The organism is Haloferax sp. ATB1 (assembly GCF_000730175.1).
The window spans coordinates 1-21,082 of record NZ_JPES01000117.1; the positions used below are offsets into that span (position 1 = coordinate 1).

Sequence of the window (21,082 nt, forward strand, 5' to 3'; positions counted from 1 at the left end):
CGCCGACGGCGACGAGGACCCCGACGAGCAGGCCGAGCACGCCGAGCAGTCGCCGTTCCGTTCTGAAGCGGTGTGCGCCCTCGCTCGTGATGACGAGTCCGGCCACGGCCGCGAACGTCCCCGCGGACGCGCCGGAGACCACGACGGATACAGAGAGCGCGGCGGCGAACAGCGACAGCGCCGCGCTGAGTCGCGCCGGCCGTCTGGTGACCGCTCCCGCTCCGCTCATATTCGAACCCCCCGTTGCGCGTCGATTGCGAGCGCGAGCGGGTCGTCGAGCGACCATTCGATGGCGGGGATACCGACCTGACGGAGCGCCCGCAGTCGGTTGCGTCGCTCGGCGACCGCCAGTCGCTCGCCGGCCGTCTCGTCCGCCGTCACGTCCGGCGAGACGACCGTGACCGGGTGGCCGTGGCTGTCGAACCGACGCGCGACCTCGACGGCGAGGTCGTCACAGACGGGCGAGACGAAGAGCAACTGCGTCTGCTCGCCGAGCCGACCGAGGTACGACTCGACCTGCGCGTCGACCGACTGGTCGGCGTCGGTCGGCTTCGCGGAGAACGCCGAGTGCCTCGAAAGCAGCTTCCGCAACCGGAGTCGGTGTTCCCGACCCGCGCCCGGCAGTTGGAAGCAGTCTTCGGCCGCGAGCGCGGCGAGACCGACGCGGTTCCGGCCTTTCAGCAGGGAGGCCGTCAACTGCGCCGCGGCGGACACCCCCGCGTCGACGGCGTGGGTCTCCCCGGGCGGCCCCCTGTAGGCGACCGCTCGCGCGTCGACGAGGACGAGGATCGACGCCGCCTGCTCTTCCCTGAAGTCGATGGTCGTCAACTCGCCGGAGGAGGCGTACCGCTTCCAGTCGATCTGACTGACCGGGTCGCCCCGGCGGTACGACCGCGTCTGCTGGAACTCGATGCCCGACCCCATCCCGTTCGCGGTGACGCCGCCGACGGTGTCGAGGGTCTGCGACCGGAGCGGCGGTTCCGTAATCTCCGCCGTGCAGTCGAGTTCCGTCTCGTCCGCGGCCCGAACGTCGACTTCGACCTCCCTGTCGCCGCTGGCGTCCCGAACGACCGCGGTGGCGTCGTCGAACGCGTGCCGCCCGTGTTCGGCTTCGACGGCGTACGAGAACGTCCGCGTGTCGCCGGGTCGAAGCACCATCCCGCTCCTCGCCGGGCCGTCCGTGACGGAGAGCGCCGGGGGGACGCCGTCGACGATTCGACAGTCGTACAGCGTCGCGTCGCCCTCGTTCGTCACCGCGACCTCGATTTCGACCTCGTCGCCTTCCGCCGGTGAACTGGTGTCGACGCGGCGTTCGAGAGTCAGGTCCGGCGTGGGCGTCGGGACGACCCGGTGGTACGCCGCGAAGACGATGCCGACCGTCGACAGAAAGAGGAGCTCCTGTCGCTGCGCCAGGAGCCCGCCGGCCGCGACGACGAGCGAGACGGCGACGACGCCGCGCCAGCGGTTCGTCTCCTGCGGCGTCGTCATCGGTCCGCACCTCCATCGACCGCGTAGACGGCCTCGGCGGCCCGCCGGGCGCGGAACTCAGCGGGCGTCCGCCGTCGCGGAAGCGCGCTGAGCGCGGTGACGAGCGTCGACCGGTTCGGACTCCCGAGGAACGACGCCGCCTCGGCGTCGTCGGTCCACTCGCCGCGTCGAACGAGTCGCCGCGCGCGGCTTCGACCGCAGTTCCGCTCGCGCATCACCGCCTCGACGGCCGCCGTCCGGAGCCGCGTTTTCACGCGCTTTCGGGTGCTGTCCCCGAAGACGGGCGTTCGATACTCCCATCCACGAACCGTCTCGTCGAAGTCGCGACCCGCGGGCGGGGCCCGAACGGGGACTTCCGGGTCCGGCGTTTCCACCTGCTGCAGTTCGCTCTCGCGGCCGGAGACGACGACCGGGAGCGCCGCGAGCAGCGCGATGCCGGAGAGCGCGGCCACGAGGACGTAGTCACCGCCCAGTTCGGAGACGAGCGCCGTCGTTCGGGGGCCGATTCCCCGCGCGACCGTTCCGACGGCGAGACACCCGAGACCGAGGAGACCGAACAGTATCCGTCGGCGGTTCACGACTGGTCCCTCCCCCCGGACGAGTCGAGGCGTTCGAGGTACTCCCGCGCCCGACGGCGTCGGTCTTCGGTCACCGGCGCGCCGCCGTATCTGACCTCCTCGAACAGTTCCGTGAGCGACCACACCGTGTTCGCGTCGGCCCCGTTTTCGCGGGCGACCGCCGCTCGCTCTCGGGGCGTGAGCAACTGACGGTCGTCGAGTCGAAGGCGTTCGACCATCTCGTACCACGCTTCGGTGACCTCGTTTTCCGGGGCGGGCGGCAGGTCGGCGGCACGGTTGTCGTCGCCGGCGGTCGGCCCCGTTCCGGAGTCGTCGCTCCCGAACCGAGCGACGAGCGGGCGCAGGCGTTCGGCGAGGCGTCGCCGGTATCGGACGACGACTGCGAGGGCGACGACGCCGGCCAGTGCGACGAGCAGTTCGACGAGGCGCGAGAGGAGCGCGAGCAGGGCGTCGATGAGGCGCTCCAGCGGGTTCGTCTCGTCCGGGGTCTCTCCCGGCCCGTCCGACTGGTCGCGCTGCGCGTTCGAACGCTCCGACGCGGAGTCGCTGTCGCTGTCGTCGGGACCGGTGGAACTGGACTGGTCCGACTGTGACGACTGCTGACTGCTGCGTTCCTGCTGACTCGGGCCGTCCGTCAGCGTCTGGTATTCGCGTTTGATGTCGCTGGCGTCGCCTCTGTCGAGCGGGAGCGATGCGTAGTCGAGGTCAATCGCCTCGCTCGGGGAGGAATCGACCGCCGATTCGAGGGACCCGGCCGCCGAAGCGACGACGAACAGACACACGAGAGCCAGTCCGAGCGTGACGAGCACGTCACTGTCCATCCGACCAACCTCCGCGGGTGTCTAGGCGTATCACGATACGTGTAGGGCCGCTCCCGGCCATACTAATTATCGGGCTGATAAGCCGCCGCTACGTAGTCGATAATAACGGTGGGTGACTGTGATGTCTCGTTCGAGTTCGAGATGGAGATTCCATCCAAGACACTGAAACGTGCGAGTATCGCCCTCCTCGTCGCGCTCTTGATGACGACGGCCGGCTGTTCGTCGTTCGCGGGCGGCGACGCGGGAGGCACGACAGCGGCGACTGACACCGCGGACACGACGGAGATGACCGCGTCCGACGTCGAGGGGGCCGCGAACGAAACGACGTCTACGGACGACGCGACGGCCGCGGAGACGACGTCCGCGAACGAGACGAACGAGTCGTCGGATTCCGCCTCCGACGCAGACTCCGACTCACACAGCCACGACTCGCCGACGAACGCCAGCGACGAGTCGACCGTCGACGCGGCGTACACCGGGCAGATGGCCGTCATGGTCGGCGGCGAGCGCGTGAGCCTCACAGAGGACCTCGACGAGGACGCGCCGATTCACATGAGCGACGTCGACTCGTGGCACACGAACGAGAGCACGACGCTCGTGGAGGCGCTCGACGCGGCGGACGTCGACGCCACCGAGTCGTCGCTGACCTACGACGGCGAGACCTACGAGGAGTCCGAAGACGGGACGAAACTCATCTACCGCGTCGATAGCCACGAGGTCGACCCCGAGGAGTACACGCTCGAATCGGACGACAAGGTGTGGGTGCTGGTCGTGACCGACGACTCGAACGTCACCGCTCCCGGCGAGTACATCCCGCCGGAACAGCTCCACGTCCACGGCACTATCGACTTCTCCGTCGACGGCGAGTCCGTCGACTTCAGCCGCGACAAGTACCAGCAGGCGGGTCACAACGACCACTTCCACTTCGAGGGCGGTCACTCGAACCCGTGGCACGCGCACTCCGCGCACGTCACGCTCGCCTACGGCATGTCGACGCTCGACGGCATCAACATGACCGACGAGAGCGTCACCTACAACGGAACGACCTACCCGTACGACGGTGAAAACGGGACCGTGAGCGTCACCGTGAACGGCGAGTCCGTCGACCCGACCGACTACTACCTCAAGAACGGCGACTCGGTCTCTATCGAGATAGAGTCCGCCGACTAAGCTTCCGCGCTCGTTTATTTATGTACACGAATCACCGAACAGCAAGCGGTCAGCGACCGATACGACGTTCGTCTCCGCGCGTCGCCCCCGCGGGCGGACTCCGCGAGAGCGACGCGGGCGGGTGGTGTGAATGAAACGGAACATGGTCACCGCGTTCCTCTCTATCTTCGGGGGGCGCATCTTCATCGTGCTGTCCTCGGTGGTCCTCACGCCGCTTCTCATCACGACGCTCGGATTCGAACTGTACGGTCGCTACGGCACGCTCACCGCCGTCTTCGGCATCTCGACGATTTTGATGAGTTCCGGCATCAACAGCGGTGCCCGGAAGTTCCTCGCCGAAGACCGCTCGATTTCGGACTGGCAGACCCACGTGTTCGGGTACTACTTCCGTCTCGGGACGGTTCTCGCGGTGCTGACCGCGCTGGCGTTCGCCGCCGTCGCGCGGTTCGGTATCGTCACGCGGTTCCTCGGTCCCGAGTACGTCGTCGGCTTCTACGGCCTCGCCGGCCTCACCATCGCCACGCAGTTCCGCGAGTACGCCCGCCGGTCCCTGATGGGTCTCAAACAGGAGCACCTCTCGGAACCGCTTCGCGTGCTCAACAAGGTCGGAACCCGACTCGCGCTCATCGGCATCGCCTATCTCGGGTACGAAATCGGGGGGCTGATGGTCGGTCTCATCGTCGTCAACAGCCTCGTCGCGCTGCTCGCGCTGTGGTGGGTCCGCAAGAACATCTCGCTTCGCGGCGTCTTCACCACGACGCCGCGGGGCTTTCCGACCAAAGAGCTGTTCAGCTTCAACCATCTCTCGGTGGTCTACATGCTGTTTCTCACGTCGATGTACCACGTCGACGTGCTGATGCTCGCGTCGTTCGTCACCGAGACGCGCGTCGGCTACTACAAGTCCGCGCTGGTCATCAGCCAGTTCCTCTGGGTCATCCCCCGCTCGATTCAGTCGATGCTCGTGCAGTCCGTCTCGGACCTCTGGGCGGACGAGCGAATCGACCAGATAAACGAGATCGCCTCCCGCGTCACCCGTTACGGAATGCTCGTCATCATCCTCCTGTCGCTCGGATTGGCGGCGCTCGCGAGGGACTTCGTCCCGCTCTACCTCGGTTCCGGGTCGATGCCGGTCGTCACGCCGCTTCTCATCCTCCTCCCGGGAACAATCGGCTTCGCGGTCGTCCGGCCCATCCTCGCCATCAGCCACGCAAAGGCCGACATGAAGCCGCTCATCGCGGCGACCGGGGCCGCGGCGACGTTGAACATCGTCCTGAACGTCGTCCTCATCCCGCGGTACGGCATCCTCGGGGCCGCCGTGGCGACGACGACGGGGTACGCCTCGCTCCCGGTGTTCAACCTCGCGAGCGCGCGCTACCTCGGATTCAAGCCGTTCTCCGACGCCCGCATCGTGCGCGTGCTCGCGACGGGGTTCATCTCCGGGGTGCCCATCTTCCTGCTCTCGATGACCATCGAGAGCAGCCTCCTCGCGTTGGTGGTCGTTCCGGTCGTCGGCCTCCTCGTCTTCGTGACCGTGGCGTTCATGGTCGGGGCCGTGGACGCCGACGAGGCGCTGGACCTGCTGAGTTCGCTCCCCGCCCCCGTCGGTCCCCGCGCCACCGCGATACAGGGCCGCCGCGGCGGCATCAACGCCGGCGGTCCCTCGTGGGGCAACGAATCGTGGACCGACCGGCACAAGAACACGCTTCAGCGCGTCCTCCTCGTCGCCGGAATCCTGCTTTCGGTCTCCGGCGTCGCCCTCGCCGTCGGCGTCCCCAGCGTCGGCATCGCTCCCTCGGTCGACGGCGACTCGCCGGTGCCGCAAGTGAACAACACGACTCCCGTGACCGACACGCCGATGCCGACGACCGATGCGCCGGTCACAACGACTGACACGCCCGACCCAACGACTTCGTCGACCGAGACGGAGACGCCGACAAACGGCACGCCGACGGCGACGAACACGACCAGCCCGCCGTCGGAGACAACGACGACGACGACCGATTCGGACGACGACGGCGGGTGGTTCTGGGGCGGCGGCGGTGACGACGACCAGACGACCACCGCGACGTCGACGGACACGCCGAACACCACATCCACCGCGACGACGGCGACGGACACGCCATCGAACAACACCACGACCACGACGACGGATACGCCGACGGACAACACGACGACGACGACAGACACGCCATCGAACAACACGACGTCCACCGCGACGACTGATACGCCGACGGACAACACCACAACCACGGCGACTGACACGCCGACGGATACCGCGACGACGACTACCGAGACACCGACAGACACGACGACGACATCGACGGACACCACGACCGCGGAGACGACAACGACTGAAACAACGACCACGGCGACTGACACCACGACCACAGAGACGACAACGACCGAAACGACGACATCCACAGAGACGACGACAACCTCCACGGACACCGCGACCGCGGATTCGACGACCGACACGACGACTTCGACAGACACCTCGACGGAGACGACGACGTCGAATACGACCGACGGCGGGTCGACGCTCCTGATGGCTCAACCGATTCCGGTGACCCAGTGGTTCGCTTCGGCTCCGTCGCCGCTCGGCGGGTCGACGTGGTTCCACTCGGTCTTGGCCGTGGGAGTCGCGGCGCTCGCCGGTCGAAGCGCGCTCTGACGAGTCGTCTCGCTTTTTTGACGCCGACTGTCGGGACCGCGTGCTATGTGGACCGTCTGCCGATCAGAAACGAGATAGCGCGGCGCTCGTGTCGCGCCGGAGAACTCACTACGCGGTCGTGGCGGGCTGTCGCTCGGATTCCGTCGTTTCGTCGAGGACCTCGACGTAGAGGTCGGCGATTTCCTCGCAGACGTTCTCCCACGTGAACTCGTTCGCGTACGACTGAATCGCGTCCGCGTCCCACTGCTTGTGGAGCGCGTCGACGACGGCGTCGGCGAGTTCGTCGTGCGACTCCGGTCCCTCGACGAGGAGGCCGTAGTCGTCGCTCGTGACGACTTCCTCGCTCCCGCCGTTTTTCGTGGCGACGACGGGCGTTCCACAGGCCATCGCCTCCAGTTGGACGACGCCGAAACTCTCGCTGTAACTCGGCAGGACGAACACGTCGGCCGCGTTCATCCAGTCGTTGAGCGTCTCCGATTCCACGTAGCCGAGCAGGTCGGTCCGGTCGTCGATGCCGAGTTCCTCGGCGAGCGATTCGAGTTCGTCGCGCATGCCGCCCTGTCCGCCGATGACGAGCCGCGCGTCGGGTTCGGTCTCGTGGACCCGCGTCGTCGCCCGCATCAGGTGTTGGAAGCCCTTCCGGGGTTTCAGCGTCCCGAGTGCAAAGACGACGGGCGTGTCGTCTTCGATGCCGAGTCGCTCGCGGGCCGCGGCGGTGGACAGACGCTCGAACACGTCCGTGTTGTAACCGTTCGGCACGTGGACCACGTCGTCGTTGTACGGTTCCAGTTTCGAGCGGTCGCGGCGGTTGACGCGGACGAGTCGGTCGGCGTCGGCCCACGCCCGCTTCAGTCGGTCGTTGTCGGAGTCGAGCTGTGTTTCGAACCAGTTGCGGTTGGCGTGGACGGTGAGGACGTACGGGATTCCGAGTTCCTCTTTCAGGCGCGCGCCCACGTAGCCCGAGGTCCACGTCATGTGGCAGTGAATCAGGTCGAACGAGACGGGGTGGTCGGCCAGTTTCTTCTTGACTTTCCGGACGTGTTGCTGTCCGAGGAGGTGTTCGCGCTGGACGTCGACCGGGAGATAGAAAAGCGGGGTCTCGACGACGCGAACGTTCTCGGGGACGTTGTCTGGGCGATTTTCGCGTCTTTTCCGAACCCTTCGCCGCCGCTCACGGGGAGGCGAGACGCCGCGTCGGCGAACCAGTTGTACCTGACGCAGACGGTGACGGAGTTGAAGTACGCCGCGAGTACGTCGACCTGCGACTTGACGAAGTGTTTGTAGCCGTGTGAGACGACGAGGAGGTCCTTGTCGGCCAGTCGGTCGTGGTCCATGCGTTACCCTCCGTTTCGTACCGACCCCATGATTATCGGGTCGGTAAGCCCCCGCTCGTCTCAGACGGGCGGCAGCTCGGTGTTGTCGACGACGAAGCCTCCGCGCCACCGTCGATGTAGCCGCCGTGGAGCACCGAGTCCGTCACGACCACGTCGGTCCCCTGAGAGTACAGCCTTCAGGGCCTGTCGGCCGCCGAGGGACCGCGCGGTGATCTCGTCGAAGCGCGTCCGGTTGCCCTTGTTGATGAAGGGGTGGTGCGTCGACTCGTAGGTCCCGCCGACGAACAGGGCGTCGTCCGCGAGAATCTCGGCGCAGCGCCGGTAGCTCTCGCCGGGTTGGTGGACGGTCAGGTTCTCGAACCGGGCGTTCGCGCGCTCGACGCGAATCGCCTCGCGCTGGCCGTCGCCCGGTGCCGAACCGGTGATGGTGACGTTCTTGACGAGCGTCATCGGGTCCTCCGGGGCGTTTTCGCCCTGCAGGTAGATCGCGAAGTTCGACCCCTGGATGTCGATTGTCGTGTCGAGGACCTCGACGCGGCCCGCGCCGGGAGTCACCTGAATGCCGCGCGCACAGCCCTCGTCGTCGTAGAGGACGATGCTACAGTTCTCGATGACCGCGGTCTGTGCGTTGTCGAGGACGCGAATCGCGTTCTCCGCGGAGCCGGTGACTTCGATCCTCGTGTTCTCGATGCGGAGGTCGGCCCCGTCGTCGAGGCGGATTCCGCGCTGGCTGATGCCGGGGACGAGGTCGTCGATGACGACCGTCGCGTCGCGGACGCTGCTGCCGTACCCCTTGAGCCGAATCGAGGAGACGGTGCTGTTCTTGTACGTCCCGCCCTCGACGTGGACGACGCCCTTCGCGCCCGAGACGTAGAGTCCGTTGTCCGGGAACCGACCGAGTTCGCAGTCGACGATGCGGAGCGTCCCCGCGCTGTTCGGGTCGATGAGCATCCCGGTGGGTCCGAGGTTGATGTCGCCGATGGTGTCTTCGGTGAAGGCCGCGCCGTCGGGGGCGCTGAACCGCTCGACGGTGCCGGTTCCGTTGGCCGTAGTCACGCTGAACAGCGCCGGCCCGAAGGTGCCGGTGTCGTGTTCGCCCGCGACGGTGATGTCGCGGACTTCGAGGCCGTCGGTGACGTAGGCCTCGACCGCCCGAATCCCGGTCTGCGGGGCGGTGAAGTCGAACGTGAACCCCTCGAAGAGCAGGTCCTTCCCGGGGGCGTAGATGACGCCGAGACGGAAGAACCGGGCCGCACCGGTGAACTCCCCTTCGGTGACGACGTTGTTGTCGATGGCGTCGATTCGGCCGTGGGTGAGCGTCGCGTCCGGCCCGTAGAACCCGAGGTTGTCGAACGACGTCTTCCGGAGTTGCCTGTTCATCAGGTACCGCCCCGACGGGAAGACGAGGAGCGTGTCGTCCGCCACGTTCCGCGAGAGCACGTCGTCGATGGGCTCTGTGCCCTTCGGGTCGGCCCCCGCGTCGACGACGTTGACGACGTTCGAGAACCGGTCGAGATACGCCTGCGGGACGTCGACGCTCATCGCGTTCGCCTCGACGCTGTTGACGGGGTGTGACAGGTAGCTTCCGGCCGCGAGGGTTCCGACGGCTCCGAGGAGATACGAGCGCCGCGTGAACTTCGGACCACGGGAGTCATTCGCGTCGGTATCGTCAAATTTCGTGAATCTCATACAACCGAGAACGTTGTATCTTACCGAACGTCCTCGGCTTCACATGTCCAGCCTTTAAGTTCGTTCCGCGAATCTCGTCGGCCTCTGGTTCCCGCGTCGACCCGCTTATTCGCTCGGAATCTCGGTGTCGTAGGTGTCGTCGTCGACCCGAATTTCGAGCGCTTCGTTGTCGTTGTGGTCGAGGACCGTGCCGAACAGCAGAAACGTGATGCCGAAGAGGAGACCGATCGCCCAGCTCCCGAGGCCGGGCGCGTCGCCGTCGTCGTCGCCGTCGCCGTTTCGCGCCAGCCCCGAGCCGATGAGACCGATGGCTGCGACGCCCGCGATAGCGGTTCCAAGGTAGTAGAACGCCGCGAGCGGGTGGAAATCGCGGAGCATGTACTTGTTTTTCAGCCGCCAGAAGTAGTTCCGGAGGAGCATGCCCGAGACGCGCGGGACGTACTCGCCGTAGTCGATGTGGCTCTTCCAGTCGTCGTCGTAGAGGTACTCCGCGGAGCAGGCGATGTCCGCGACGCGGAGGTTCTCGGCGTTGAGTTTGACGAGCAGGTCGTTGCAGTAGCCGTAGTACTCGTACATGTTCTCGATGTCGGCCTGCTTCAACGCCTCGTGGGAAATCGCGGTGTAGCCGTTCTGCGGGTCCATCGTCTTCCAGTAGCCGCTGGCGAACTTCGTCAGGTACGACAGGATGGAGTTGCCGACGAGGCGGTACCCCGGCATGGCGTCGAGGTCCGCCTGCTCCATGAATCGGTTGCCCTTCGCGTAGTCCGCGTCGCCCTCCGCGATGGGGTCGAGATACTTCGCCAGCTCGTTGGGGTTCATCTGCCCGTCGCCGCCGAGGACGGCCGTGATGTCGACTTCGTCTTCGAGCGCGCGGAGGTAGCCGGTCTTGAGCGCGCCGCCGACCCCGCGGTTCTCGTCGTGTTGAATCGGGACGACCACGTCGTCGTACGCCGACGCTTCGGGGGTGTGGTCCTCGTTGAACGCGTCGGCGTGCGTCACGATTTCGTCCCACGTCCCGTCTGTCGACCCGTCGTCGACGACGTAGGCCACGTCGACGAACGAGGGGAGCGTGTCGATTACCTCCCCGACGTAGCCCTCTTCGTTGTAGGCCGGCACGACGACGGCGATTGAGTTGTCTTTGTACATTGGAGTCCTATCGAACCGTGGGCGTCTCGGCGTCGTTATTATGGGCATCGTAGTTGTTCGACAGCCCGCCGACAGGTACGGGAGCGGAGCCGCCGAGACGCGGCCACGGGCGCTTACCACCTGCATAATAACCCGTACCGATTGTCGAACAACAGGCGATGCACGAGGACCGTAGTGGAGACGACGCTCGACCGATCTATCTGGAGATTACTCTCGACGACCCGAGACTGATTCTCTCGTCGTTCGTCGCGGGACATCAGGGGCCGGTCGAACTCGAATTCCAACCGACCGAGGGGCTCGGCTGGGACTGCGCGTTCGTCATCGTCGAACGGGGTGCCGTCGATTCGGTCGCGGCGTCTCTCGTCGTCGACCCGACCGTGATAGAGGCGGACTTCCTCGGTTCCGTCGGCTCCGACCGCCGGTTTCGCGTCCTCTTCGGCAGCGGCGTCCAACTGATTCCCCCGTCCTCGACGGAGATGGGCGTCCGGGTCATCTCCGTCCGTCACGAAAACAGCAAGTGGTACATCCAGATGCACCTCCCCGCTCACTCGACGCTTCACCGGGTGCAAGAACACTACCACGACAACGATATCTCGTTTCGCGTCAAGCGCCTCCACGTCGCCCGCGACACCGACGTCGGCTCCGAGACGGCGCTCCTCCCGGGACAGCGCAAGGCGCTCCTCGTCGCCCACGAGAACGGCTATTTCGAGGTGCCGCGGCGGTCCTCGCAGGGCGAGTTGGCGACCATCCTCGGCATCTCCAAGTCGGGCGTCTCACAGCGGATTCGCCGAGCCATCTCCCGACTCATCGAAGCGACGCTGTCGCAGTAACCCGGCCGGGTGCGGAGCGTCGCGGAGTCGACGCGGGTGCCGACCGGCGCGGCTCAGAACCAGTTCCCGTCGTACGTGACGTCGACGTCGCCGTACTCCCAGACGCCGTTGTGAATCGCAGACTCGGTGACTTCGACGCCGCTCGACCCGTCGATGACCTTCATCCCCTCGTAGCCGTCGTGTGACTGCGAGGTGATACCGTGGAACGTCGTTCCGTCGGCGTCGTTGACGAGCGGGATGTGACCCGTGTCGTAGTCGCCCCAGATGAACGTGCTACCGTCGCCGAGCACCTTGACCGCGCGGCGGTAGTCCCCGCCGGTCTGTTCGACGTCGAAGCGGTCGAGCGTGCAGTTGCCCCGTTCGAGTCGAACCGCGTGTCGGCCGGTCGACCCGTCGCCGGAGCCCCCGACGTTCGACTTGAGGACGTACACCGGGTCGGCGTCGGCGCCGCTCGGCCCGTTGACGACGAGCGCGTGGCCGCTGGTGTTGAACTCGATGTCGGTGTTGAGGATGTCGACTTTCCCCGCGCCCGACGAGACGGTGACGGCCTTCGTCGGCACGCTCCCGTTGACGATGACGCTGGAGTTCTGAATCCGCGCCCATTCGACGTCGTTCTGGACGCTGATGGCCCGTCCGTTCGGCTCGTCGATTCGGACGACGGTGTCGTCTATCCAGTTGTACGCGCCGCCGTCGAGTCGGATGCCCCGCTGGTTCGTGTCGTTGTCCCGGCGCTCGTCGACGATGACGGTCGCGCCGTGAATCGAGCTGTAATCGCCCGAGAGCCGAATGTTGGCGATGTTGCTGTTCTTGAACACGCCGCCGTCGACGACGACGCGGCCGCCCTCGGTCGAACAGTACAGACCGTTGTCTGGCCACGCACAGACCTCGCAGTCGCGCACCCAGAGCTTCCCGTTGTGGTACGGCGAGACGATGATACCCGTCGGCCCCACGTCGATGTCGCCCGGGGTGTTGTCCGAGAACTCGCCGCCGTCGGGAATCCTGATGTTCTGGACGGTCCCGATACCCGACGAGTCGGTGACGTCGAACGCGAACGGACCGTACTTCCCGCTGTCGTGCTGCCCGACGACGGAGAGGTTCCGCGCGAGAAGGTCGTCTCTGACCTGCGCTTGGACGACGCGAAGGCCGGTGTTGTCCGCCGTGAAGTCGAACTCGAATCCCTCGACGACGAGGTCCTCGCCCGGTTGGTCGAACGTTCCTAACTTGAACAGCCACTTGCCGTCGTAGTCGGCGGCCGGGACGATAGTCGCGTTATCCCCCCGCAGTTCGAACCCCCGAAAACCGACGTGCCGGAAGACGTCGTCCATGAGATACTCGCCCTCCGGGAAATACAGCACCGTCCCGTCGTCGCACCGAATATCGTCCAAAATCGGATTGATAGACTCCTGGCCCGTCGGGTCCGCTCCCTCGTCGACGACGTTGTACCAATCGTCGTCGGCCGACGCCGTCCCGGCGAACGAGACGGCCGCGGCCGCCCCGCCGATTCCCTTCAATACGTTCCTTCGAGATACCGTCCTTTTGCGCTCTTCTGCGCTTTGATTCCGCATCGCGAGAGTGTCTCTGCTTCTGTCTATTGAGTATTTTCAACGTTTTTCATATTATTCAAACTGAATGTCTGTTCTATGGGTGAATGTCAGACAATCAATTAAATTATGGTGTTGTTTCTAAAATTCTCTGCGGGCTGGACCAGTGACGGAGCGGCCCGCTCAGAGTTCTCGGTCGGCGGCGCGGCGAACCCACCGAACCCCCGGCGTCCCGTCGAGCACCCACAGCAGGACGACCGCTCCGAAGACGGCCACGTAGCCGACGACGAGCTCCGTATTCTCGGGGCGCATCACCTGATAGAGGAACGTCTGGAAGTACTCCGAGAACCGCTGGACGAAGCCGAGGTCGTTCGAGTAGGGTTCCCGCGGCGCGAGCGGCCAGAGCAACCGCCCGGCGTTCGGCCCGTTCGCCCGGAGGGCGAGCAGGTCGCCGACGAGGTGCGACCCGTAGCCGACGACCGCGGCGAGCGCGAGTTTCGCCCTGTTCCGCGTCCACAGCGCCCCCGCGAGCAGCGCGACGAGCGGTGCGCCGACGAGGACCGAGTGCGCCGGGCCGTACCCCGTCGTGACGACGCCGAACGACCACGAAAGCGGCTTGTCGACGAGGTCCGGGACCTGCGTCATCAGCGCGACGGCCACGCCGGCCTCGTCGCTGATCGGCGGGTCCCACGCGGCGCGGTTCACGAGGGAAAACAGCACGTAGCCGAAGACGAGATGCTCCCACGGCCACATCAGGCGCTCGCCCCTCCGGTCGAATCGGGCCGGCTGAGTTGCGCAGTGGCGTCTTCACCACCACCGACCGAAACGACCAGTTGGACGGTCCGATACGCGTTCTCGCGGTTCGCATCGTCGGGGGCGTCGCCTCTGTAGACGTGGTAGACGAGTCGCAGCGATTCACCGGACATCGTCGGCCGCACGTCCTGTTGGACGTAGGCGGTCTGGTTGTCCTCGACCGACTGCCGCGTTCGGTCGAGTTCGCGTTCCTCGGTCACCCGCGTCCCGTTCGCCGTTCTGTCGAGCCGTTGGAGCTTCGTGACGACCGTGTACGTCGTCGATTCGTGCTCGTGGTTCTCCAGCGCCAGCGTCACCGGGACCTGCTCTCCGCGACTGAGTTGCTGGGGGTAGCCGCTGGCCGCGTACCCCGATTCGTTCTGGGTCACGAGGTACGCCTCGGTGAAGTCCGACTCGGGCGTCTGCGTCTCGACCATCGCGAACCCGACGCTGCTGAGGAACGCGACGACGCTCACGACGACGAGGAGGTTGACGGCGAGCGAGACTGGCGAACTCCGCGACTCGGACGAAAGCGGGGACGTGACCGCTCCGGTGGTCGACGCCACGCTCCCGAGAACGGTACTCAGCGGCGGGGCACCGGCCCGCGCGTCCGAGGGGAGGAGCATGCGCCGGACGACGGCGACGGCGGTGAACAGTATCGTCACGCCGAACACGCCGAGCGCGACGAGGGTCGCGTCGAACCCCCGCCCGGCGACGTTGGCGACGAGCGCGACCGCGGCGACGAGCGCGAGGCTCAACGCCGACGAGAGGGCCAGCCGAACGGAGTAGAGCAGTCCGGCGGTGTGTCGCGTCGGTCGGGTGAGCGCCGACTCGTCGCTCATGGTGTCGGACTCGACGTCCGACCGCCGTTCCGGGAACACGGCGGCGAGGACCGCGTACCCCGGGTACAGAACGATGAGCGGCACGACGAACAGGCTCCGGACGACCGACCCGGAGAGACCGAGCATGACCGCCGCGAGCGCGGCGATCGCGCCCGCGACGACGAGGAGTAAGTCGAGCGTCCAGTGACGGGTAGACGACTTCATCACCCGCGCCTTGACCGTCCGTGTTGAAAAATGGCCGCGACCGTTCACGCTCGAAATTGGGCGAAAGAGCGGCTTAGCGGTCTGATAAGGGCGAATGACCGAACGCGCCGACGGCAGCGTTCCGGGGTGATGCTCCGAAAAATCGAGGAATCGCGGCTTCGATTGGTGAGGGTTCGCACGGTGGGACCGACTCGCGTTCGCCCGTCTGCGGCCGTCTACGGGCTTACCGTCCCGATAATAATGGCCGCTTCGCGTGACCTCCGTTTCGAATCGCGGGCCACGACGGCCCGCGGCGTGACCAACAATGCGCACCAAAACCAAACTCCTCGCGGCGCTCGTCGCACTGTTCGTGCTCGTAACCACCCTCCGGTCGGAAAGCGGCGGGTCGCTCCCCGAAGAGGACGAGACGGCTGTCGATTCGGAACAGGCATGAACTTGTACGTCACGGGCACCAACTGCGAGATAGACGACGACGTCACCCTCGGGTACTCCGCCGGCGAGGACTCCCGGCAGACGATCGTCGGCGACGACGCCCGAATCCGCTCGGGGACCATCGTCTACAGCGACGTGACTATCGGCGACGGCTTCGTCACCGGCCACGACGCGCTCGTCCGAGAGGACACCCGAATCGGCGACAACGTCGTCGTCGGGACCAACACCGTCATCGACGGCACCTCCACCATCGGGTCCAACGTGAGCCTCCAGACCCGCGTCTACGTTCCGACCCACACGCACATCGGCGACGACGTGTTCGTCGGACCGGGCGCGGTGCTCACCAACGACCCGTACCCCGTCCGGCAGGACGTCGAGATGACCGGCCCGACGCTCGAAGACGGGGTCTCGGTCGGCGGGAACGCGACTATCCTCCCCGACGTGACCGTCGGCGAGAACGCGTTCGTCGCCGCCGGCGCGACCGTCACCGAGGACGTCCCCGCAGAGACGCTCGCGGTCGGAACGCCCGCCGAACACCGCCAACTCCCGGCGAAGCTACAGGGAGCGAACTCGATATGAGCACACAATCTTCAGTCACGACCATCTACGGTTCCGACCGTCCCGAAGACGAACAGAGAGACGCGTTCACCTCCGGCGACGTGCCCGTCGGCGTCTACGGTCTCGGCAAGATGGGACTACCCCTCGCGTCCGTCTACGCCGAGACCACCGGAAACGTCACCGGCGCGGACATCGACACCGAGGTCGTCCGCGAGATAAACGCCGGGCGGAACCACATCGTCGGCGAACCCGGGCTCGACGAACTGGTCGAGCGACTCGTCGAGGACGGCGCGCTCGTCGCGAACACGGAACCGCGGGAAGTCGCGGCCGAGGCGAGCGTGCACGTGGTCATCGTCCCGACGCTCGTCGACGACGGGGGTCGCCCGGACCTCTCGGTCATCGAGGCCGTCGCGGGCGACATCGGGCGGGGTCTCGACGAGGGCGACCTCGTCGTCTTCGAGTCGACGCTCCCGCCGCGCTCCTGCCGAGACGCGCTCCTCCCGCTTCTCGAATCCGAAAGCGGCCTCTCGCTCGGCGAGTTCGGGCTCGCGTTCTGCCCGGAGCGGACCTCCTCGGGACGGGCGCTGAAGGACATCCGCGGGGCCTACCCGAAGGTCGTCGGCGGGGCCGACGACGAGAGCGCCCGCGCCGCGTCGCTCATCTACGACCAGATATCGTCGAACGAGGTCATCACCGTCTCGGACACGACGACCGCGGAGGCGGTCAAGGTGTTCGAGGGCGTCTACCGCGACGTGAACATCGCGCTCGCCAACGAACTGGCGACCCACGCCGACGAGTTCGAAGTCGACGTGACCGAGGCAATCGACGTGGCCAACACCCAACCGTTCTGCGAGATTCACACGCCCGGCGCGGGCGTCGGCGGCCACTGTATCCCGTACTACCCGCAGTTCCTCATCAACGAGTTCGAGACGGCGTCGCCGCTCATGGAGACCGCTCGCGCCGTCAACGACGAGATGCCGCACGTCACCGCGCAGACGGCGCTCGACCGACTGGACGCACGGGGCGTCGCCCCCGAAGACGCGACCGTTCTCGTCCTCGGCCTCACGTACCGAGCGGGCGTCAAGGAGATTCGAAAGACGCCGGCGCTCCCCGTCATTGAACACCTCGACGCCGCCGGTGCCGACGTGGTCGCCACCGACCCCATCCTCGACGACACCGACGTCTTCGAGGCCGCGGGTGCGACTATCATCCGCGGCGTCACGAACGACGACCTGTCCCCGGACGCCATCGTGCTCGTGACGGCCCACGAGTCGTTCGAACATCTCGACGTGCCCGCCTTCTCTGACGACGACCGCCCGGTCGTCTTCGTTGACGGTCGGCAGGCCGCCACGGAGTATCGAGACGACGAACGCGTCGATTACGAGGGAATCGGACTCCATGACTGACACCGTCTGCGTCGTCGGCCTCGGCTACGTCGGCCTGCCGTTGGCCATCGAGTTCGACCGCGCCGGGAAGTCGGTCATCGGCTACGACGTCGACCCCGACAAGGTCTCGACGCTCTCGGCGGGGACGGACCCGACCGGGGACGTGACCGACGAGGGCGTCGCCGCCTCCGACGTGCTGTTCACGACGGACCCGACGCACATCTCGGACGCGGACTTCGTCGTTGTGACGGTCCCCACGCCGGTCGACAGCATGGAGAACCCCGACCTCCGGTTCGTCGAGTCGGCGGCCGAGACCATCGGCCGGCACGTCTCCCCGAGGACGACCGTCGTCCTCGAATCCACCGTCTACCCCGGCGCGACCGAGTCCGTCCTCGTGCCCGCGCTCGAAGCCGAGTCCGGTTTCACCGTCGGCGAAGACGTGTTCGTCGGCTACTCGCCCGAGCGCGCGTCGCCCGGCGACACCGGGCGGAGCGTCAAGGACGTGGTCAAAGTGGTCGGAGCCAACTCCGAGGACGTCCGCGAGCGCCTCGCCGACCTCTACGGGAGCATCGTCGACGCCGGTATCCACCGCGCGCCCGACATCGAGACGGCGGAGGCGTCGAAGGTCATCGAGAACGTCCAGCGCGACATGAACATCGCGCTCGTCAACGAGCTGGCCATCGCGTGCGACCACATGGGCCTGACGACGAAGGACGTCCTCGAAGCCGCGGGGACGAAGTGGAACTTCCACGACGGCTACTCCCCGGGCTTCGTCGGCGGCCACTGCATCCCCGTCGACCCGTTCTACCTCACCTACCGCTCCAAGCGCGAGGGCTTCTCGCCGAAGCTCGTGTTGCAGGCGCGCGAAATCAACGAGTACGTCCCGGTTCACGCCGCCCGCAAGGCGGTCAAGACCATCAACGAGTCGGGCCGCGTCCTCCAGGACACGCGGCTGCTCGTCCTCGGACTCGCCTACAAGCCGGGCGTCGGCGACATCCGGAGCTCGGACGTGAGCACGATGATAGAGAAACTCGACGAGTTCCACGTCGACTGCGTGGGCTACGACCCCCACGCCGACCCCGACGAGTCGCGGGAGGTCTTCGGCATCGACGTGGTCGAGTCGGTCGACTTCGAGGCGTACGACGGCGTCGTCGTGGCGACCGGTCACGAGGAGTTCACCGACTACGACCTCGGCGAGATGGCCGCCGCGCTCGGCTCCGACCCGGTCATGATAGACGTGGCCGACGTGTTCGACGCCGACGAGGCCGACGAGCGCGGCTTCCACTACGCGCAGCTCTGAGACACCGACGATGGACATCCTCATCACGATTCAGCACCCCGCGCACGTCCACTTCTTCAAACACGCCATCGACGAGTTCGAGGCCCGCGGCCACGAGGTGTACGTCCGCGCCCTCGACAAGGACGTCGCCTTGGACCTCCTCGACGAGTACGAAATCGACTACGAGGTCGTCGGCTCTCGCGGCGACTCGCTGGTCGGCGTCGCGCTGTCGACGCTCGGCATCGAGTATCGGCTCTTCCGCGCCGCGAGGGATATCGACCCCGACGTCGTCGCCTCCATCGGGGGGTTCGAGGCCGCACACGTCGCGACGCTCGTCGGTGCCGACTGCGTCGTCTTCACCGACACGGAGCACGCGACGCTCTCGAACGCGCTGACGTTCCCCTTCGCCGACGAGGTGGCGACGCCGAAATGCTACCGCGACGACGCCGGGTCGAACCACTACCGATACCCGAGTTACCACGAACTGGCGTACCTCCATCCCGACCGGTTCGACCCCGACCCGGCGGCGCTCGACGGCCTCCCGGTCGACGCCGACGACACGTACGCGGTCGTCCGTCTGGTCAGTTGGGGCGCGGCACACGACGTCGGCGACGAGGGTCTCGACGGACTCACCGGCCTCGTCAGCCGCCTCGAAGACGCGGGCGCGACCGTCCTCATCTCCGCGGAGGGCGATTCCCTCCCGCCCGCGTTGGCGGACTACGCCATCACCATCGACCCGCATCTCATCCACCACGTGCTCGCGTACGCCGACCTCTTCGTCGGCGAGAGCGGGACGATGGCCTCGGAAAGCGCCGTGCTCGGGACGCCGACCGTCTACGTCCACAGCGCGAATCCCGGACTCATGCGCGACCTCGCCTCCTTCGACCTGCTGTTCGGCTACCACGGCGAGCGGCGGAACGAACGCGCCGCGAATCAGGCGGTCGACATCCTCCGGTCGACCGACGCCGATTGGGAGGCGCGCCGACGGCGACTTCTCGAAGAGAACGTCGACGCGACGGACGTCATCGTCGAGCGGGTGCTGGCGACCGAGAAATAGTTTTTCGAACGCGCGTTTCACGCCCGTTCGCCGGCCGAGTCGACTCCGAGCGACACGTCGATTTTCGGCGCTTCACGCCTTTTATCTGCTATATAATAAGGGGCCCTTGGTGTCTGTCTCGTCTCGATGACACTGCTGGATACAGTCCGACCGTCAAGCCGAGACGGTGATGTGACCGTGCTGGTGACCGGCGCCGGTGCCGTCGGCGCTTCGGGTATCATCAAGGCGATTCGCCGGGCCGACGCGTTCGACGCGCACATCGTCGGCGTCGACACGGACCCGGACGCCTACGGCTTCACCCTCGTCGACACGGCGGAGACGGTTCCCGCTGCCGACACCGACGCGTTCGTCTCCGACCTGCTGGCGGTCGCTCGCCGCGAAGACGCCGACGTAATCCTCCCACTCAACGCGGCGGAGGTCGGCCCCCTCTCCGAAGCGAAGCCCGTCTTCGAGAGCGAGGGTATCGAAGTGATGGTCCTCTCGCCGCAGGCGCTGTCGGTTGCCAGAGACAAAGGGCGACTGTACGACGAACTCGTCAAGCAGGCCCACCCGGTGGCACCCGAGTTCTACCGCGTCTCCACGTACGACGAGTTCCTCGACGCGGTGCACGCGCTCGGCTACCCCAACCGCCGCGTCTGTTTCAAACCCCCCGTGAGCACCGACATGCGCTGCTTTCGCGTCCTCGACCCGGACATGGACCGGTTCAACGCGCTGTTGAACCAGAAACCGAACAGCACCGTCACGACGTTGGGCGACGTGCTGCCCGTCCTCCAAGAGACGGTCCAGTTCCCCGAACTCGTCGTGATGGAGTTCCTCCCCGGCGAGGAGTACACCGTGGACGCGCTCGTCCGCGACGACGAGACGCCGATTCTCGTCTCCCGGTCTCACAACGAGGCCTGCGACGACGCCTCGTTCGTCGGAACCGTCGAAGAGAACCCGGAACTCCTGCAAGACACCCGCGAGCTCTGTTCGGTCTTCGGGTTGGAGTACAACGTCACGTTCCGGTTCAAATACACCGCCGCCGGCAGGCCGAAACTCGTCGATATCCATCCGCGACTCTCCCCGTCCGTCACCGCTTCGGTCGGTGCGGGTGCCAACATCCCCGCGCTCAGCGTGCAGTACGCGATGGGACAGGAGCTCCCCGAACTCGACATCGAGTGGGGAACGCACGTGACCCGCGACTGGCAAGACGTGTTTTACGGCCCCGATAAAGACCCGACCACGATCTGACGGACCCAGTTCGAAACTCAACTCTCAGCTCATAC

General features: G+C 66.3%; 18 protein-coding genes and 1 pseudogene. 9 read left to right on the forward strand and 10 right to left on the reverse strand.

What is annotated here, in order from left to right; all coding sequences use genetic code 11:
• From ATB1_RS19120 to ATB1_RS19135, 4 genes and pseudogenes are all read right to left on the reverse strand, one after another.
• A pseudogene (locus ATB1_RS19120) lies at window positions 1-229 on the reverse strand (hypothetical protein); the annotation flags it as partial.
• A complete protein-coding gene (locus tag ATB1_RS19125; protein WP_042666530.1) occupies window positions 226-1,488 on the reverse strand; it encodes a DUF58 domain-containing protein in 1,263 nt (420 codons plus the stop codon). The gene ATB1_RS19125 and the pseudogene ATB1_RS19120, both read right to left, overlap by 4 nt.
• The gene (locus ATB1_RS19130; protein ID WP_042666532.1) at window positions 1,485-2,066 is read right to left on the reverse strand and encodes a hypothetical protein; all 582 of its coding nucleotides are present in this window, start codon (window positions 2,064-2,066) and stop codon (window positions 1,485-1,487) included. Before ATB1_RS19130 ends, ATB1_RS19125 begins: the two co-directional genes overlap by 4 nt.
• Entirely contained in the window at window positions 2,063-2,887 is an 825-nt protein-coding gene (locus tag ATB1_RS19135; RefSeq protein ID WP_042666534.1) for a DUF4129 domain-containing protein, read from the reverse strand. Before ATB1_RS19135 ends, ATB1_RS19130 begins: the two co-directional genes overlap by 4 nt.
• A gap of 108 nt (window positions 2,888-2,995) precedes the next feature.
• Between ATB1_RS19135 and ATB1_RS19140 the strand changes: the two genes are divergently transcribed.
• Both ATB1_RS19140 and ATB1_RS19145 read left to right on the forward strand, forming a co-directional pair.
• Window positions 2,996-4,057 carry a hypothetical protein gene (locus ATB1_RS19140; protein ID WP_241768374.1) on the forward strand — a complete coding sequence of 354 codons (1,062 nt, stop codon included), beginning with the start codon at window positions 2,996-2,998 and terminating at the stop codon, window positions 4,055-4,057.
• 130 nt (window positions 4,058-4,187) lie between these two features.
• Window positions 4,188-6,728, forward strand: a complete 2,541-nt coding sequence (locus tag ATB1_RS19145) for a polysaccharide biosynthesis C-terminal domain-containing protein (RefSeq protein WP_042666535.1) — start codon at window positions 4,188-4,190, stop codon at window positions 6,726-6,728.
• 108 nt (window positions 6,729-6,836) lie between these two features.
• Here ATB1_RS19145 and ATB1_RS19150 read toward each other — a convergent pair whose 3' ends face one another.
• The 3 genes from ATB1_RS19150 to ATB1_RS19160 form a co-directional block, all read right to left on the reverse strand.
• Window positions 6,837-8,171: a glycosyltransferase gene (locus ATB1_RS19150; RefSeq protein ID WP_241768375.1), complete on the reverse strand. Its 1,335-nt coding sequence runs from the start codon at window positions 8,169-8,171 to the stop codon at window positions 6,837-6,839.
• Window positions 8,123-9,751, reverse strand: coding sequence for a right-handed parallel beta-helix repeat-containing protein (locus ATB1_RS19155; protein WP_241768376.1), 1,629 nt, complete (start codon window positions 9,749-9,751; stop codon window positions 8,123-8,125). The genes ATB1_RS19150 and ATB1_RS19155 overlap by 49 nt, the downstream gene beginning before the upstream one ends.
• 105 nt (window positions 9,752-9,856) lie before the next feature.
• The gene (locus tag ATB1_RS19160; RefSeq protein WP_042666538.1) at window positions 9,857-10,897 is read right to left on the reverse strand and encodes a glycosyltransferase family 2 protein; all 1,041 of its coding nucleotides are present in this window, start codon (window positions 10,895-10,897) and stop codon (window positions 9,857-9,859) included.
• A 158-nt stretch (window positions 10,898-11,055) separates the two neighbouring features.
• Here ATB1_RS19160 and ATB1_RS19165 point away from each other — a divergent pair, with 158 nt between their 5' ends.
• Window positions 11,056-11,727 (forward strand): helix-turn-helix domain-containing protein, encoded by a 672-nt coding sequence (locus ATB1_RS19165; RefSeq protein WP_082256490.1) that lies wholly within the window; start codon window positions 11,056-11,058, stop codon window positions 11,725-11,727.
• 53 nt (window positions 11,728-11,780) lie between these two features.
• On the opposite strand, the gene ATB1_RS19170 is transcribed toward ATB1_RS19165, so the two are convergent.
• The 3 genes from ATB1_RS19170 to ATB1_RS19180 form a co-directional block, all read right to left on the reverse strand.
• Window positions 11,781-13,238: a hypothetical protein gene (locus ATB1_RS19170; RefSeq protein WP_241768377.1), complete on the reverse strand. Its 1,458-nt coding sequence runs from the start codon at window positions 13,236-13,238 to the stop codon at window positions 11,781-11,783.
• A 213-nt stretch (window positions 13,239-13,451) separates the two neighbouring features.
• Window positions 13,452-14,021, reverse strand: a complete 570-nt coding sequence (locus ATB1_RS19175; protein ID WP_042666542.1) for a metal-dependent hydrolase — start codon at window positions 14,019-14,021, stop codon at window positions 13,452-13,454.
• Window positions 14,021-15,106 (reverse strand): DUF1616 domain-containing protein, encoded by a 1,086-nt coding sequence (locus tag ATB1_RS19180; protein ID WP_042666544.1) that lies wholly within the window; start codon window positions 15,104-15,106, stop codon window positions 14,021-14,023. Before ATB1_RS19180 ends, ATB1_RS19175 begins: the two co-directional genes overlap by 1 nt.
• Window positions 15,107-15,410: 304 nt before the next feature.
• On the opposite strand from ATB1_RS19180, the gene ATB1_RS24010 reads away from it, so the two are divergent.
• The 6 genes from ATB1_RS24010 to ATB1_RS19205 all read left to right on the forward strand — a co-directional run bounded on the left by ATB1_RS24010 (window position 15,411) and on the right by ATB1_RS19205 (window position 21,047).
• Window positions 15,411-15,539 (forward strand): hypothetical protein, encoded by a 129-nt coding sequence (locus ATB1_RS24010; protein WP_277813250.1) that lies wholly within the window; start codon window positions 15,411-15,413, stop codon window positions 15,537-15,539.
• Window positions 15,536-16,117, forward strand: coding sequence for an acyltransferase (locus ATB1_RS19185; protein ID WP_042666546.1), 582 nt, complete (start codon window positions 15,536-15,538; stop codon window positions 16,115-16,117). The genes ATB1_RS24010 and ATB1_RS19185 overlap by 4 nt, the downstream gene beginning before the upstream one ends.
• Entirely contained in the window at window positions 16,114-17,502 is a 1,389-nt protein-coding gene (locus tag ATB1_RS19190) for a nucleotide sugar dehydrogenase (protein ID WP_042666548.1), read from the forward strand. Before ATB1_RS19185 ends, ATB1_RS19190 begins: the two co-directional genes overlap by 4 nt.
• Entirely contained in the window at window positions 17,495-18,781 is a 1,287-nt protein-coding gene (locus tag ATB1_RS19195; protein WP_042666550.1) for a nucleotide sugar dehydrogenase, read from the forward strand. Before ATB1_RS19190 ends, ATB1_RS19195 begins: the two co-directional genes overlap by 8 nt.
• Before the next feature lie 10 nt (window positions 18,782-18,791).
• Window positions 18,792-19,817 (forward strand): DUF354 domain-containing protein, encoded by a 1,026-nt coding sequence (locus tag ATB1_RS19200; protein WP_042666551.1) that lies wholly within the window; start codon window positions 18,792-18,794, stop codon window positions 19,815-19,817.
• Between the two features lie 177 nt (window positions 19,818-19,994).
• Window positions 19,995-21,047: an ATP-grasp domain-containing protein gene (locus ATB1_RS19205; protein ID WP_241768378.1), complete on the forward strand. Its 1,053-nt coding sequence runs from the start codon at window positions 19,995-19,997 to the stop codon at window positions 21,045-21,047.
• Window positions 21,048-21,082 lie beyond the last annotated feature (35 nt).